The sequence below is a fragment of the Acinetobacter sp. USHLN143 genome, assembly GCF_037145695.1.
In the GTDB taxonomy this organism is placed as follows: domain Bacteria; phylum Pseudomonadota; class Gammaproteobacteria; order Pseudomonadales; family Moraxellaceae; genus Acinetobacter; species Acinetobacter fasciculus.
The window spans coordinates 54,946-68,477 of record NZ_JBBCWZ010000001.1 but is presented as its reverse complement, the minus strand read 5'-3'; the positions used below and the strand labels follow the sequence as shown (position 1 = coordinate 68,477).

Annotated in this window: 11 protein-coding genes; 8 read left to right on the top strand and 3 right to left on the bottom strand. The window is 44.6% G+C overall.

What is annotated here, in order from left to right; translation table 11 throughout:
• Positions 1-92 precede the first annotated feature (92 nt).
• Positions 93-530 carry a chlorhexidine efflux PACE transporter AceI gene (gene aceI, locus WFH18_RS00310; RefSeq protein ID WP_004278825.1) on the top strand — a complete coding sequence of 146 codons (438 nt, stop codon included), beginning with the start codon at positions 93-95 and terminating at the stop codon, positions 528-530.
• Between the two features lie 175 nt (positions 531-705).
• Positions 706-2,889 carry a beta-propeller fold lactonase family protein gene (locus WFH18_RS00305; protein WP_004731448.1) on the top strand — a complete coding sequence of 728 codons (2,184 nt, stop codon included), beginning with the start codon at positions 706-708 and terminating at the stop codon, positions 2,887-2,889.
• Between the two features lie 53 nt (positions 2,890-2,942).
• Here the strand turns inward: WFH18_RS00305 and WFH18_RS00300 are convergent, their stop codons facing one another.
• Complete coding sequence (locus WFH18_RS00300) at positions 2,943-4,460, bottom strand: acetyl-CoA C-acetyltransferase (RefSeq protein WP_004278822.1); 1,518 nt, start codon at positions 4,458-4,460, stop codon at positions 2,943-2,945.
• 240 nt (positions 4,461-4,700) lie between these two features.
• Between WFH18_RS00300 and WFH18_RS00295 the strand changes: the two genes are divergently transcribed.
• From WFH18_RS00295 to dnaX, 5 genes are all read left to right on the top strand, one after another.
• Positions 4,701-6,092 carry a 3-oxoacyl-ACP reductase gene (locus WFH18_RS00295; protein ID WP_336754554.1) on the top strand — a complete coding sequence of 464 codons (1,392 nt, stop codon included), beginning with the start codon at positions 4,701-4,703 and terminating at the stop codon, positions 6,090-6,092.
• 197 nt (positions 6,093-6,289) lie between these two features.
• The gene (locus WFH18_RS00290; RefSeq protein ID WP_004278819.1) at positions 6,290-7,144 is read left to right on the top strand and encodes a MaoC family dehydratase; all 855 of its coding nucleotides are present in this window, start codon (positions 6,290-6,292) and stop codon (positions 7,142-7,144) included.
• A gap of 59 nt (positions 7,145-7,203) precedes the next feature.
• Positions 7,204-8,469 (top strand): serine hydrolase domain-containing protein, encoded by a 1,266-nt coding sequence (locus tag WFH18_RS00285; RefSeq protein ID WP_005103470.1) that lies wholly within the window; start codon positions 7,204-7,206, stop codon positions 8,467-8,469.
• A 78-nt stretch (positions 8,470-8,547) separates the two neighbouring features.
• Positions 8,548-8,991 (top strand): copper resistance protein NlpE N-terminal domain-containing protein, encoded by a 444-nt coding sequence (locus tag WFH18_RS00280; protein ID WP_004278816.1) that lies wholly within the window; start codon positions 8,548-8,550, stop codon positions 8,989-8,991.
• 133 nt (positions 8,992-9,124) lie between these two features.
• Positions 9,125-11,257: a DNA polymerase III subunit gamma/tau gene (gene dnaX, locus WFH18_RS00275; protein WP_336754553.1), complete on the top strand. Its 2,133-nt coding sequence runs from the start codon at positions 9,125-9,127 to the stop codon at positions 11,255-11,257.
• An 8-nt stretch (positions 11,258-11,265) separates the two neighbouring features.
• Here dnaX and WFH18_RS00270 read toward each other — a convergent pair whose 3' ends face one another.
• Complete coding sequence (locus WFH18_RS00270) at positions 11,266-11,700, bottom strand: acyl-CoA thioesterase (RefSeq protein ID WP_004645428.1); 435 nt, start codon at positions 11,698-11,700, stop codon at positions 11,266-11,268.
• 44 nt (positions 11,701-11,744) lie between these two features.
• On the bottom strand, positions 11,745-12,905 hold the full coding sequence (locus WFH18_RS00265) for an iron-containing alcohol dehydrogenase (RefSeq protein ID WP_336754552.1): 1,161 nt from the start codon (positions 12,903-12,905) through the stop codon (positions 11,745-11,747).
• 120 nt (positions 12,906-13,025) lie between these two features.
• On the opposite strand from WFH18_RS00265, the gene WFH18_RS00260 reads away from it, so the two are divergent.
• Positions 13,026-13,532, top strand: a complete 507-nt coding sequence (locus WFH18_RS00260) for a low molecular weight protein-tyrosine-phosphatase (RefSeq protein ID WP_004278810.1) — start codon at positions 13,026-13,028, stop codon at positions 13,530-13,532.

Genomic DNA, 13,532 nt, shown 5'->3' with positions numbered 1-13,532 from the left:
ATCTTTCATTTTTATTGATAGATTCTAACTCGAATAGTCAGATTTAAAGAAATAAAATTCTTGCATCATGTAATGAATTGAGCTGATTTGATATGTTAATTTCCAAAAGAAGGTTGATTCATGCCGCTTTATATGAAGGCATTTTACTGGTCGTGATCGCTGTCCTGCTAAGTACTTTGATGCATATGCCGCTTGAGGTCACAGGTATGCTAGGAATTGCCATGGCTCTGACCTCAGTACTCTGGAACATGTTGTTTAATCACTATTTTGAAAAGTTTGAAGCCAGACATCATTTGAAAAGAACCATTAAAGTGCGAATTGCTCATGCAATTGGCTTTGAAGGCGGTTTGATGCTGGCGACCATTCCGATGGTGGCTTATGCCTTACACATGAGTCTGGCTCAGGCCTTTTTGCTGGACTTAGCTCTAACCCTTTGTATTCTCCTATATACCTTTATTTTTCAGTGGGTTTATGATCATCTAGAAGCCAGACTGGGGCTACAGCCGGATTATCGGAAAATCTCATCATAAAATACGCCATAAAAAATACCACACAGTTCAGACTCCCTTTTCAGAATGCGAAAGGTGAAATATTCAGCGATGAGGACTTGATCAAGTCCTCATTTTTTATGCTCGAACCCAACTGAAAATTAAGCTATAAGACTTTGATTTTTTATTTTAATTTTTAAATTTATTGGGGAATTCAATGCTATTTAGACGAGCGATCTTGTCAGTGTCCATCGTGTTGCTGATGTGGGGTTGTGGGGGTGGAGGAGGTGAGAGCAGTACGCCACAGCAGACGCTGCCGGATCCAGTGACACCCCCCGGTTCGGGTGAGCAACTGAGCAAAATTGCGGAATTTAAGGTTCTGGATGTGGGTTCAGAATTAATAGCAGGGAATTTTGGTCTGAAAACCTGGAATCCCACCGCCATGGTGGTAGAGGGCGATGTTCTTTATATTGCCAACAGCCAGGCAGAATCGAATATTTTGCGTTATGACTTAAAACAAAAACGTGCACTCAGTGCGATTGATCCTACGAAAATTTCGGGTCTGGCCAGAAAATGGGATAGCCTGAATGATCTGGAAATTCAAGCAGGGCGTTTGTATGTGGCCAATTATGGCTCGAACCGAATTGATGTTTTAGATATTAATAGCGAGCAACCGAACTTCATTATGGCACTCGGCACAGGTGTATGGTGGGGCGATGCGCTTAATTACGCGCTGGTACATAGCAATGCGGTGACTGCTGACGATCGCTATGTTTATGTACCTGATATTGAAGGCCGCATTAATGTGTGGCGTCAAAGTGATGTAACGGCGCAAAACCATTTAAAAGCGCGGAAATTTGCACGGCTCAGCTTGCCGGGCTGTGCGCGCAACTGTAATGCACGCATGGAAGTCATAGGTGATTATCTGTATACCAGCCTGCCGGATGGTATGACCTATGTCCACGATATCAATCAGATTCAGGAAAATGGAAATAATATTGCACCCATTTTAACAGAAACCAATTTGTCGGCAGTCATGCATCGCCATAATGATGGCTTGGTTTATGTGTCACGGAATGATGGCACTGTAGAAAGCTACCGGGAAAAATCTTTTAACTTGGAGTCTATCTTACCCAATAAAAGTGTGGATACCTTCCGAGATTATATTTTAAAAGGGCAAAACCAGAGCAGCCAACTGGCCAAGGCCAGTGATCTTTATATTTATGGTCAGAATTTGCTGCACATGGCCAATCAGAAAATTTATATTCTGCCAATGCTGACCCTGCAACAGAATAAATCCACCCAGCTAAACCAAGCTATGATTTTAACCGAATCTAAAGCACGCGAGAGAAGCCGTGTCTTGCAGGATGGTGAATCATGGGAAACCTTGACCAATAGCAGCCAGCGTTATGTCTATATGGACAAGATTTTATCGGCAACCCTAAATGGCAATCGCCTGCATTTGAAAAGCTACAGTGCTGTCCCTGTACGTGATTTGCAGATTCGTGCCAAGATTAAAAACTCAGAAGACTGGGTGATTCTGGCGAAGCTGGATCAGTTGACGCCATTTTCGAATGCCAGCTTTGATCTCAAGTTGACCGATCAATCCCGTTTCCCGTTGCTCGATGGCACAGGCTCGATCCAGCTAGCAGGTCTGAGTCAGACCACGCAAAATCCAAGCAATATTTTTGATCTGAAAATTAGCTCTGAGACTGATGAGCACGTCAAAAAGCTGAACCAGATTAAAGCCAAATGGAAAATTTATTTCGGTACCTATGATGAACCGAACAAATGGTGTCGTATTACGCCGGTCTATGCCCGGGAATGGGTCATGATGATGACCAATCTGGCCTATATGCTGAGTACTCCAGAATTTGAAACCTTATGGTTTAACCATAAAGCAGTCATGGGACACGATTTTTTTGGCAATCATGGTCAGGTAGAAGGACCGAATGGTTTCTTTCAGCCAGAAGATTATGTCCGGATCTATCGGGAAATTCTTAACCGCAATGAAATTAATCTTGGTATTACCAATATGGGCGGTGGTCTAGGTGGGGGTGCAGTCTTGGGGGTAGATACATGGTTGTTCTATGGCCATTACAGATTATCTGGCTATCGAATTGTTGCACATGAATTTGGTCATCATTGGGGCGGGCATAATAGTGCATGGGCCATGTCGAATTATGGCTTTGAAGCTATGGTCGATTGGTTAAACTTCTATTTCCAGCGCCGTCCAGGTTCAATTCCTTATATGGACCCAAATGTGAATGCTTTTCACTTGACGCCGGACAGCGCACTTTGTCAGGGTGTGAACCAGAATATGGTGAAAGGCGTGGCATCGACTGCACCATGGAATAAAGTAGATGAGTATTTTAAAAATAACCCGATGCCAAATCAATAAGTCATAAAAAAGCCCCTCATTTGAGGGGCTTTTTAATTAGATCGGTCAACGGATTATTTTTCAATAATCGCCGTTACACCTTGACCACCGGCTGCACAGATCGACACCAGTACGCGGCCTGAACCTTTCTGGTTAATCAGTTTTGCTGCTGTCGCAATGATACGACCGCCAGTTGCTGCAAACGGGTGACCGGCAGCAAGTGATGAACCTTTCACGTTCAGTTTGGCACGGTCAATTGAACCCAGTGGAGCGTCTAAACCTAAACGCTCTTTACAGAATTTCGGATCTTCCCAAGCTTTCAGCGTAGACAATACTTGAGATGCAAAAGCTTCATGAATTTCATAATAGTCGAAGTCTTGCAGTTTCAGACCGGCACGCTCTAGCATACGTGGTACTGCATAAGCAGGCGCCATCAACAGGCCTTCTTTTTTCTCGACAAAGTCAACTGCAGCAGTTTCCTGGAAAGTCAGGTAAGCCAATACTTCATGACCATTTGCCTTCGCCCATTCTTCAGAAGCCAAGAGCACGCAAGAAGCACCATCTGTTAGCGGCGTAGAGTTACCCGCAGTCATGGTACGGGCATCGCCCTTACCAAAGGCCGGCTTTAATTTCGCCAGTTTTTCAACACTTGAGTCCGCACGCAGATTATTGTCACGTTGAAGACCCAAGAATGGTGTGATCAGGTCATCAAAGAAACCTTCTTCATACGCTGCAGCCATTTTCTGGTGTGAAGATGCAGCAAGTTCATCCTGTGCTTCACGGGAAATTCCCCATTCCAGTGTAGTAATCGCCTGATGATCACCCATAGACAGACCTGTACGCGGCTCACCATTTTTTGGTGCATCCATAAGGTCTTTCACATTGATTTTGGTCAGTGCTTTCAAACGGTCTTTTGCAGTTTTCGCAATGTTTAGCTCAAGTAATGCTTTACGTAAACCGTCACCAAAAGCAATCGGTGCATCAGAAGTCGTATCTACACCACCTGCAATGCCTACTTCGATTTGACCTAAAGCAATCTTGTTGGCAACAAGAAATGCCGCTTGCAAACCAGTACCACATGCCTGCTGGATGTCATAAGCAGGCGTTTCAGGTGCAAGGGCAGTATTTAGTACACATTCACGGGTCATATTGAAGTCACGGCTGTGTTTCAGTACTGCACCCGCAACCACTTCACCTAAGCGTTGACCTTGCAGATTAAAGCGTTCAACTAGGCCGTTCAGGGTTGCTGTAAACATGTCAGTATTGGATGCCGTAAAGTAAGCACCATTAGAACGTGCAAATGGAATGCGGTTACCACCGATAATCGCAACGCGGCGAACTGTATTTTGGCTCATGTTTGGTTCCTGTAGAACAGAAGTCTGTGTTGTAGAGGTTGAATCTTTTTCAGATGAAGTCGTATTTTTGGCACGGGCAGGTGTGCTCCGTGTACGCGTGGTTTTAGTCGGACTTTTTTCTGTCCCAGTGGCTGTGTCAGTATTTTTAGTGCTACGCTTAGCGCGCGTTGATGGTTTTGACACAGTTTCTGTCGCAGAGTTCTCGACTGCTGGATTTTCTTGAGTTGTTTTGCTCATAAGGCTTTACCAGGCAAATAGATCGTCTTCTTGGTGTTTACATTAGCATAGAAGAGGATAGGCTGTATTGACTACAATGACATTACAGACTGCGCTCAGGTCAAGTCATCTGCCTGTTATCTCAAGTATGATTGGGCGGAATCTGGCGGATCTATTGAAATATATGTGTCTGGCATCATATTGAAGTTTAAGGATAACTTTAGATCAACCAAAAATTAATTTGTATGAGAGATAATAAACATGACTGATCAGTACCAAACTTTTGCAAAATCTCCTATTGGTAAATTTGTCATTAAAAATTTGGGTCTGCCATTCCCAACTTCTTTAGACCGTTTTGAGTCTGCTACGCCAGTGGTAAAAGGCGCAGTATTATTGGGTGCAGCACCAGCAAGTCCATTGACGGGTGCTATTGCTCAGGTTCTGGCAAATATTCATGCCAACAGCTATGCAGGTAATAATGCTGAGTTGCAACAGGCGGCTGCAGCATCCGGGCTGAATCTGGGTGCATTTAACCCGGGCGATAAAGAATCAAAATTCAAGGTCGTTATTTTTGATGCTTCAGGGATCGAAAATTCAGAACAGTTAAAATCACTTTATGATTTCTTTAACCCGATTGCACGTCAGATCCAGAGTTCGGGCCGTGTGGTGATTGTGGGGACTACACCTGAAACAGCAAAATCGGTGAGCCAGGCGATTGCTCAACGTGCACTGGAAGGTTTCGTGAAATCAGTGGCTAAAGAATTCAAAAAAGGTATCGCAGCAAACCTGATCTATGTCGATGCAGGTGCTGAAGCAAATCTTGAATCTGCATTACGTTTTACGATTTCGCCGCGTTCTGCCTATGTTTCTGGTCAGGTGATCCGTGTTTCACCAGCTGAAAAAGTAGACGTAGACTGGACCAAGCCATTAGCGGGTAAAACTGCGGTTGTGACAGGCGCAAGCCGTGGTATTGGTGAAGCGATTGCCCATGTATTGGCACGTGATGGCGCACATGTCATCTGTCTGGATGTTCTACAACAGCAGGCTGACCTTGATCGTGTAGCTAGTGAGATCGGCGGTTCTACCTTGGCTATTGACATTACAGCTGCAGATGCAGGTGAAAAGATCAAGGCAGCGGCAGTTGAGCATGGTGGTCTGGATATTATTGTACATAATGCCGGAATTACCCGTGACAAGACCTTGGCCAATATGAAGCCTGAGCTGTGGGATCTGGTGATTAATATCAACTTGTCTGCAATAGAACGCGTGAATGATTATTTAATTTCCCACGATGGTCTAAATGCCAATGGCCGTATTATCTGTGTATCCTCAATTTCAGGGATTGCAGGTAACCTGGGTCAAACCAACTATGCAGCGTCTAAAGCGGGTGTGATTGGTGTGGTGAAATTCACAGCACCAACTTTAAAAAATGGTATAACCATTAATGCCGTTGCACCGGGCTTTATCGAAACACAAATGACGGCTGCGATTCCATTTGCGATCCGTGAAGCGGGCCGCCGTATGAATTCGATGAGTCAAGGCGGTCTACCTGTCGATGTTGCAGAAACGATTGCAATGTTTGCTGCTACTGCATCAACAGGTTTAAATGGCAACGTGATACGTGTATGTGGTCAAAGTCTTTTAGGGGCTTAATTTAAAATCCCCCTAAATCCCCCTTTGAAAAGGGGGAGATATCCCTCTCCTTTAATGGAGAGGGTTAGGGAGAGGTAAAAATTAAATTAAAAAGGGGATGAATTGACCCTCATCCCAGCCTTCTCCCTGAGCCATATATGGTGCAAGAGAAGGCGCTTTTAGACAAATTGAAATAATAAAATTTCCAAAGGTTCAGTATGAATACGCGCCATTTTAGTCAACTTCCAAAACCTTATTTAGCCTATCCAAAAGTGATTCAAGGCTTGATTTTTAAAAAGCCGAAAGCTGAAAAAGTTCTACCGCAAGTTGAATATGTGGTGGATTCATTCAAGGTCGATCAAAAACATCTTAAAGCTTATAATGAAGTCTGCGGCTTTAAAAATAATGGTTATATTCCAGCAATCTATCTGACGGTGCTTTCACAAAGTCTGCAAATGCACATGATGACTTCAGAAGCATTTCCGTTTCCGATTTTGGGTTTGGTACATATCCGCAATCAAGTCAAGCAATACCGTAAAGTCGGTGTGAATGAGACTTTGACGCTGTCATGTAAGTTTGGCGAATTGCAGCCGCACGATAAAGGCGTGCAGTTTGATTTCATTACTACAGTCAAAGTGGGAGACGAGGTCGTAGTTGAAGCATTGACGACTTATCTGTCACGTCAAAAGACCAATGCTAAAGCTGCTGCCAAACCTGCAGAAAGCCAAGCACCAGAATATACACTCAATAATGAATGGAACATCTCGGAAAATACTGGTCGCCGTTATGCCATGACCTCAGGTGATTTTAACCTGATCCATATTCATGCAGTCACAGCGAAAGCCTTTGGCTTTAAACAGGCAATTGCACATGGTATGTGGAGCAAGGCCAAAGCACTGGCGAATCTGTCATTGCCAGATGCCTATGAAGCTGATGTTTGGTTCAAGTTGCCGATGTACTTGCCATCTAAAGTCGAGTTCCTGACGGCACAGGCAGCGAATGAGACAGATTTCCTGATTCGAAACAGTAAGAATCAAAAACCGCATGTCACCGGTCATATTAAAGCGATTTAAATCTGAATCAAAAGCCTAAACCCGATTTAGGCTTTTTCATTTTAAGGGATCAATATTCTATGGATAGAATGATGCAGCCAATTAAAGATTATCTGTTTGCTGATCAGCACAATTATCAGGGCAATGTCGATGAGCATTTTAGCGATCTTGCCCGTCAGTTTAGCCGTTTGCAGGATGCACGTACCGAACAGGGTGGTGCTGCTCTGGTAGTGTATTTTGAAGGACAGAAAGTCGTTGATATTTATACCGGTAAAAAATCTTTAACTGAAAATTGGCAACCCGATACCATGTCGCTGTGTTACTCCACAGGCAAAGGTGTGCTAGCGACTTTGGCGCACATTCTGGTGAGTCAAGGTTATCTGGATTATGATCGACCGGTTGCAGAATACTGGCCTGAATTTGCACAAAAGGGTAAAGAAAATATTACTCTGGCGCATATGCTCAGTCATCAAAGCGGACTGTTTGATATCCGTAATCTCATTGATGATGCCACTGAAATGGCCGACTGGTCACAGATGCTGGACCGGATTGCGGCAGCTGAACCACGATTTCAGGTTGCAACCGATGCTGCTTACCAACCGCTGACTTTTGGCTGGCAAGTAGGTGGTGTACTGGAAAAAGCGACTGGTAAAAAACTGGGTGAACTGATGCAGGAATATCTGGTACAGCCACTACAGTTAAATGGTGCTTATTTTAGCGTACCGACGCATGAGTTAGCTCGGGTGGCCTTACCTATTTTAAAGCCTAAAACAACTAAGTCTCAAACACAAACTGCGAAAAAAACTGTGTCAAGGCAACCCAGCCTGATGGAACGAGCATTGGTATGGAGTGGTCAGAGTCCACAGGATTTTCAGGATGCCATGATTCCTAAGGGCATGAAGAACTTTAGTTTCTTTAGTCATGAGGGTCTACAGGCCATTATTCCGTCTGCTAATGGAGTATTTACCGCAGAGAGTCTGGCAAAAATCTATGCCATGCTGGCCAGTCGTGGTGAATGGCAAGGACAGCAACTGATCTCGCAGGAGGTATTCCAGCGACTTAGTCAGGTGCAATACAAAACAAGAGATCGGGTCATGCCTTTACCGATGCACTGGCGCTTGGGTTACCACCGTGTTCTCACTTTAGGAAAAGCCTCTAAAGGTTTTGGTCATATGGGCTTTAATGGCTCTGGTGCCTGGTGTGACCCTGAACGGAATTTAAGTTTTGCCTATACGCATAATTTCCCGACAGGTTCATTAACCGGAGATTACCGTCTTTGGGGCCTGACGCAGGAAACCTTGCGCTGTGCGGATGCGGTACTGACCGGCCGCAAAGGCTGGCGCTAAATATCCCTGATTTGGGAGTTTAGCCCGTCAGACAAATATGCTATTTTGTCGCGCAGTCCATGGCTATGGTGTGAAGTAATGAAAAAAGTGCTGGTGATTCCTTTGGTCGCAAGCAGTGCGTTGTTCGGATGTCAGGATCCGAATCAGCCGGCTGCAAAAACGGTGATGGAAGCCAAAGCTCAGATTCCTGCCTGGGTCGGGAGTTATCAGGGCACGACGCCATGTATGGGATGTTTTTCAAGTTGTGAAGATTGTCCAGGCATGGCAGTGGCCTTGACCTTGAATGAAGATCAGACCTTTACTTTACAGCGTGAAAGTTTAAGTGGACATAATGAAATTGAAACGATGAGCGGGCAGATTCGGTTTCAGGATGAATCACAACAAAAGATTGAACTACTGAATGTCGATACCCGAAATCTGCTCTATGTCGATCTGAAAAAGCATGTTTTGGAAATTCGTGAAGATCAAACAGGCAAACGCTACCAAATGCAAAGTGACTTTATCCTGTTTGAATCGGTCTAATTTTAAAAAAGCATCTGTTTTATATCCCTTTTTCAATGATTTTGATCAAGGGATTTTTATTCTTTATAAACCGGCATTCATTTCACTATTTTATAAAAAAACAGTATGCTTAGACCTGTAAAAAGGAGCATACATGTATCAAGTACTTGCGCGAAAATACCGTCCTCGTAATTTTAATGAATTGGTGGGGCAAAACCATGTATCACGTGCTTTAACCAGCGCGCTCGAACGTGGCCGTTTGCATCATGCCTATTTGTTTACGGGAACGCGTGGTGTCGGAAAAACCACGATTGCACGTATTTTGGCGAAGTGCTTGAACTGCGAGACCGGTATTACCTCGACGCCTTGTGAGGTCTGTGCGACCTGTACCGCAGTCAATGAAGGTCGTTTTATTGATTTAATCGAAATCGATGCAGCATCACGCACCAAGGTCGAAGATACCCGCGAGCTGCTCGACAATGTTCCTTATGCACCGACTCAAGGCCGCTTTAAGGTCTACCTGATCGATGAAGTGCACATGCTGTCCACGCATTCTTTCAATGCGCTGTTAAAGACGCTGGAAGAACCGCCAGAACATGTCAAATTTCTGTTTGCAACCACTGATCCGCAAAAACTGCCAATTACCGTAATTTCTCGCTGTCTGCAATTTACTTTGCGTCCATTGGCAGTCGATGAAATTACCGAACATCTGGGCAATATTCTTAGCAAAGAAAGCATTCAGTCTGATCAGGATGCGATCTGGCAGATTGCTGAATCTGCGCAAGGTTCTCTGCGTGATGCCTTGTCTCTGACCGATCAGGCGATTGCCTATGGTCAGGGTGTGATTCAGCATCAGGATGTCAAAGACATGCTCGGTCTGATTGACCGCACCATTATTTATGACCTGATTCTGGCGATTCACCAGAACCAGAAAGCGCATGTCAGTCAGTTATTGCTACAGTTCCGTCAGCAAGCTCTGGATGTGTCACTAGTGCTCGATCAGTTGATTTCGACGTTGCATGAACTAGCCTTATTGCAGTACCTGCCAGATCTGAGTCTGAAATATAGTGCTGAGATCAATCAAAAAATTATGCAATTATCCGGTCTGATTTCTGCTCAGGATCTGCAACTTTATTATCAGATTGCCTATAAGGGTCGTGCCGATTTACAGCTTGCAGTTACGCAGGAACAAGGCTTTGAGATGACGGTGCTACGCTTACTGGCTTTCCGTCCATTACAACCAAGTGAAATTCCAGTAATGCAGGAGACTGCATCGCAACAGGCAACAACCCATACAACACGTCTACAGCCACCTGTTCAGACACAACTTCAATCTGAATCAATAGAAACACAATCATTGGAGGCAGAACCGGTATTTGATGATTTCTCTCTGGACGATGGGACAGATGAGGAGATTGATGTTGCATCAGCGTCTGGGCCTTCTTCGGATGATTTTCTCGATGAAGAAGAGCCAACCAGCATCACTGCACCTGAATCTGTCCAGCCCGTAGTAATTCAGACCACCATTGAAGAAGTGCAGTCTAGTGATCAAATTGTTTTTGATCCAAATGATGATAAAGGCCTATTTGGTTTTGATGAAATCGAGAGTACGCCAGAAGCACCGGCTACTAGCAACAGTTCGGATGATTTCCTGCTTGAAGAGTTTATTCCTGCAGATGCCGTCATTCCTGCTGAGCCAGTACAAGAGACCATGTCTGCTGATGAGGAATTTAGTCTTGCTGCACCGGAAATAGAGCTTTCACAGGAAACAACCGATCAGCCTGCTCTTGAAAATACAGCGTCGGTTCAGCCAGTTGTACAGACAGCTTTGCTGGAAGATATTTCCCAAGATGTAAATACGCAGAATCTGATGCCACAGGATATTTTAAAAATACCTGAGCAAACCTTAGAAGGCGAGTGGAGCGTAGAAAAATGGGAATACTGGTTCCGTAATAGCCAACTTTCTCCAGCGGTACAGGAACTGGCACAGTATGGCGTCATGACTGGCCAGATGAATGGAGAATCCGTTTTCCATATTCCTGAACAGTACCAGCAGTTGCTGACCCAGTTGCAACATAATCTGGAAGCTGCTTTGCAACAGCAATGGCCGCAAACTAACTTCCAGGTGAAATTTGAAAATGTGGACCAGTTAACACCATATACCATGCAGCATCAGCGTAAGGCACGTGCCTTTAAACGTGCCGAAGAATTGTTACATGCTGAACCGGCCGTACGTGATCTGCTACAGCAGTTTGACGGTGAACTGCAAAATATTCAGCTGAAATAGGCTGGATGTTAAGTCACAACAAATCGAGATAAAGCATCCCGCATTTCAACTGGAATCGGGGTGCTTTTTCGTGTCTCACGATCGACAAATACATGGACAAAATTGCCTTGTGCAGCGGCTGTATCCGAGTTGCGTTTAAAAATAGCCAGATCATAGCTGAGCGATGAATTTCCCATGCTTTCAATGGCTACGCCCACTTCAATAATTTCCGGATAAGACAGTTCCTGATTAAACTGACAGTTGGAGCTGACGACCAGTCCAATCATGGGTGAATATTTTGGGTCAAAAGCAGCTTCCTGAATCAGCAGGGCATTGGCGGCGGTATCAAAATAACTGTAATAAGTCACATTGTTGACATGGCCGTACAGATCATTGTCTGCCCAACGGGTTTGAATGGGCAGGAAAAAAGTATAGTGTTCACGCTGTTTGATGGTGGCTTTCATCACTATTCAGTCCTCAGCTAGATAAGGCTTAGGTGGAAATTGATCTAGGAATAGATCGCCTGATAAATCTGATAAGCATCCTCCACCTTGAGTTCACGTGGATTATTCTGCAACAGCCGGCTTTGTTGCATCGCATCTTCTGCCATCACCTGCAGTATATGTTCTGGAACATTCAACTGATTTAGTTTTAGAGTCAAACCGCTTTGCATCAGATGATTATTAAAATGATCAATAAACAGATCGGTCAGGCCATCATGGCAACCTTTACTACGGGGATCCAGCCAGGTCATCAATTCCGCATAGAGCTGTTTGGCCGCTGGCGCATTAAACTTTAATACTTCAGTTAGAACCAGTGCATTGCTATGCCCATGCGAAAGATGAAAATGTCCACCCAGTGGATAAGCCAGCGCATGTACGGCAGCGACTGGTGCATTGGCAAAGGCTTGTCCGGCCAGCATGGAACCGACCAGCATATTTTGGCGGGCATCTAAATCATGACCGTTTTGCAGTACACGTTGCAGATTGGCATTCATTAATCTTAAAGCCTGTTTGGCCAGCATATCCGAATAAGGATTTTTCTTGTGTTTTGAGGTATAGGCTTCAATGGCATGTACCATGGCATCAATGCCGGTGGCGGCAGTGATCTGTGCTGGAAGATTCTGGGTAAATGTTGCATCCAGAATGGCAATATCTGCAAAAAGGATCGGTGCCACAATACCGGTTTTAGTGGTTTCACCTGTGGTGACAATCGAAATCGGCGTCACTTCTGAACCTGTTCCAGCCGTAGTTGGTACCAGAATTAAAGCTAAACGCGGTCCGGTGGCATTATCAACGCCATACAGATCAGACAATGTCTGATGCTGTTCAGGATGCGCCAAAATTGCAATGAGTTTGGCCACATCCATCGAGCTGCCACCACCAAAGCCCAGCACCACATTAATATTTTCCTGTTTTGCAAAAGCCACCGCTTCAAGCACCACTGTATCGGGCGGATCGGCCTGAACATCCGAGTAAATCACATACTCCAGTCCGGCAGATTCAATAATATCCAGAATCGGCAGATGTAATTGCTCCTTCAGCATACCCGGGTCAGTCACCAGTAGAAGACGGCGATAACGGCCATTTTTTAGAATTTTAAATAATTCCTGAATCGTGCCTAGTCCGGCAATGATATTGGGGACGGTTTGAAACTGAAAACGATTCATGGCGATATCCTTGATTTTTTTATTGCAAATACGAGATTATTCTATGGTTGTAAGATAGGAATCAGTATATAAATAACTTAACATAAGAATCCTTAAAATAAAGTAGCTCTGAGGTTGTTTATGTCATCCAGAACGCCATACAAGGTGTTATGTGTTTGTTTGGGAAATATTTGCCGCTCTCCCACGGCAGAAGTTGTACTCAGACATTATTGTGATGAACAGCAACTGAATATTGTGGTCGATTCTGCCGGAACCAGTAATTATCATCCGGGCAAGGCACCGGACTTGCGTAGCCAGCAGCATGCGCTGAAACGTGGCTATGACCTTTCAGCACTTCGCGCACGTCAACTTATTCCGCATGATTTTATTGATTATGATCTGATTCTGGCGATGGATCTGGAGAATTTATCCAATATCCAGAACATACAGCGTCTGGCAGAAACTCAGTTTGGTCATGTACGTGCACGTGTGGCATTGATGAGTGAACATGATCAGACCTATCCGAAACAGGCCTTACCGGATCCCTATTATGGCGAAGCGGATGGCTTTGAACGGGTGCTTGATCAGTGTGAGTCCAGCAGCCAGGCCTGGATTGAGATTTTTAAACAGAATTTACACAAGGTTTAA

Bases quoted from the DNA above. Each gene is read 5' to 3' on its own strand.
- WFH18_RS00265 (WP_336754552.1), bottom strand. From the start codon at position 12,905: ATGAATCGTTTTCAGTTTCAAACCGTCCCCAATATCATTGCCGGACTA.
- WFH18_RS00285 (WP_005103470.1), top strand. From the start codon at position 7,204: ATGGATAGAATGATGCAGCCAATTAAAGATTATCTGTTTGCTGATCAG.
- WFH18_RS00280 (WP_004278816.1), top strand. From the start codon at position 8,548: ATGAAAAAAGTGCTGGTGATTCCTTTGGTCGCAAGCAGTGCGTTGTTC.
- aceI (WP_004278825.1), top strand. From the start codon at position 93: ATGTTAATTTCCAAAAGAAGGTTGATTCATGCCGCTTTATATGAAGGC.
- WFH18_RS00305 (WP_004731448.1), top strand. From the start codon at position 706: ATGCTATTTAGACGAGCGATCTTGTCAGTGTCCATCGTGTTGCTGATG.
- WFH18_RS00295 (WP_336754554.1), top strand. From the start codon at position 4,701: ATGACTGATCAGTACCAAACTTTTGCAAAATCTCCTATTGGTAAATTT.
- WFH18_RS00300 (WP_004278822.1), bottom strand. From the start codon at position 4,460: ATGAGCAAAACAACTCAAGAAAATCCAGCAGTCGAGAACTCTGCGACA.
- WFH18_RS00290 (WP_004278819.1), top strand. From the start codon at position 6,290: ATGAATACGCGCCATTTTAGTCAACTTCCAAAACCTTATTTAGCCTAT.
- WFH18_RS00270 (WP_004645428.1), bottom strand. From the start codon at position 11,700: ATGAAAGCCACCATCAAACAGCGTGAACACTATACTTTTTTCCTGCCC.
- WFH18_RS00260 (WP_004278810.1), top strand. From the start codon at position 13,026: ATGTCATCCAGAACGCCATACAAGGTGTTATGTGTTTGTTTGGGAAAT.
- dnaX (WP_336754553.1), top strand. From the start codon at position 9,125: ATGTATCAAGTACTTGCGCGAAAATACCGTCCTCGTAATTTTAATGAA.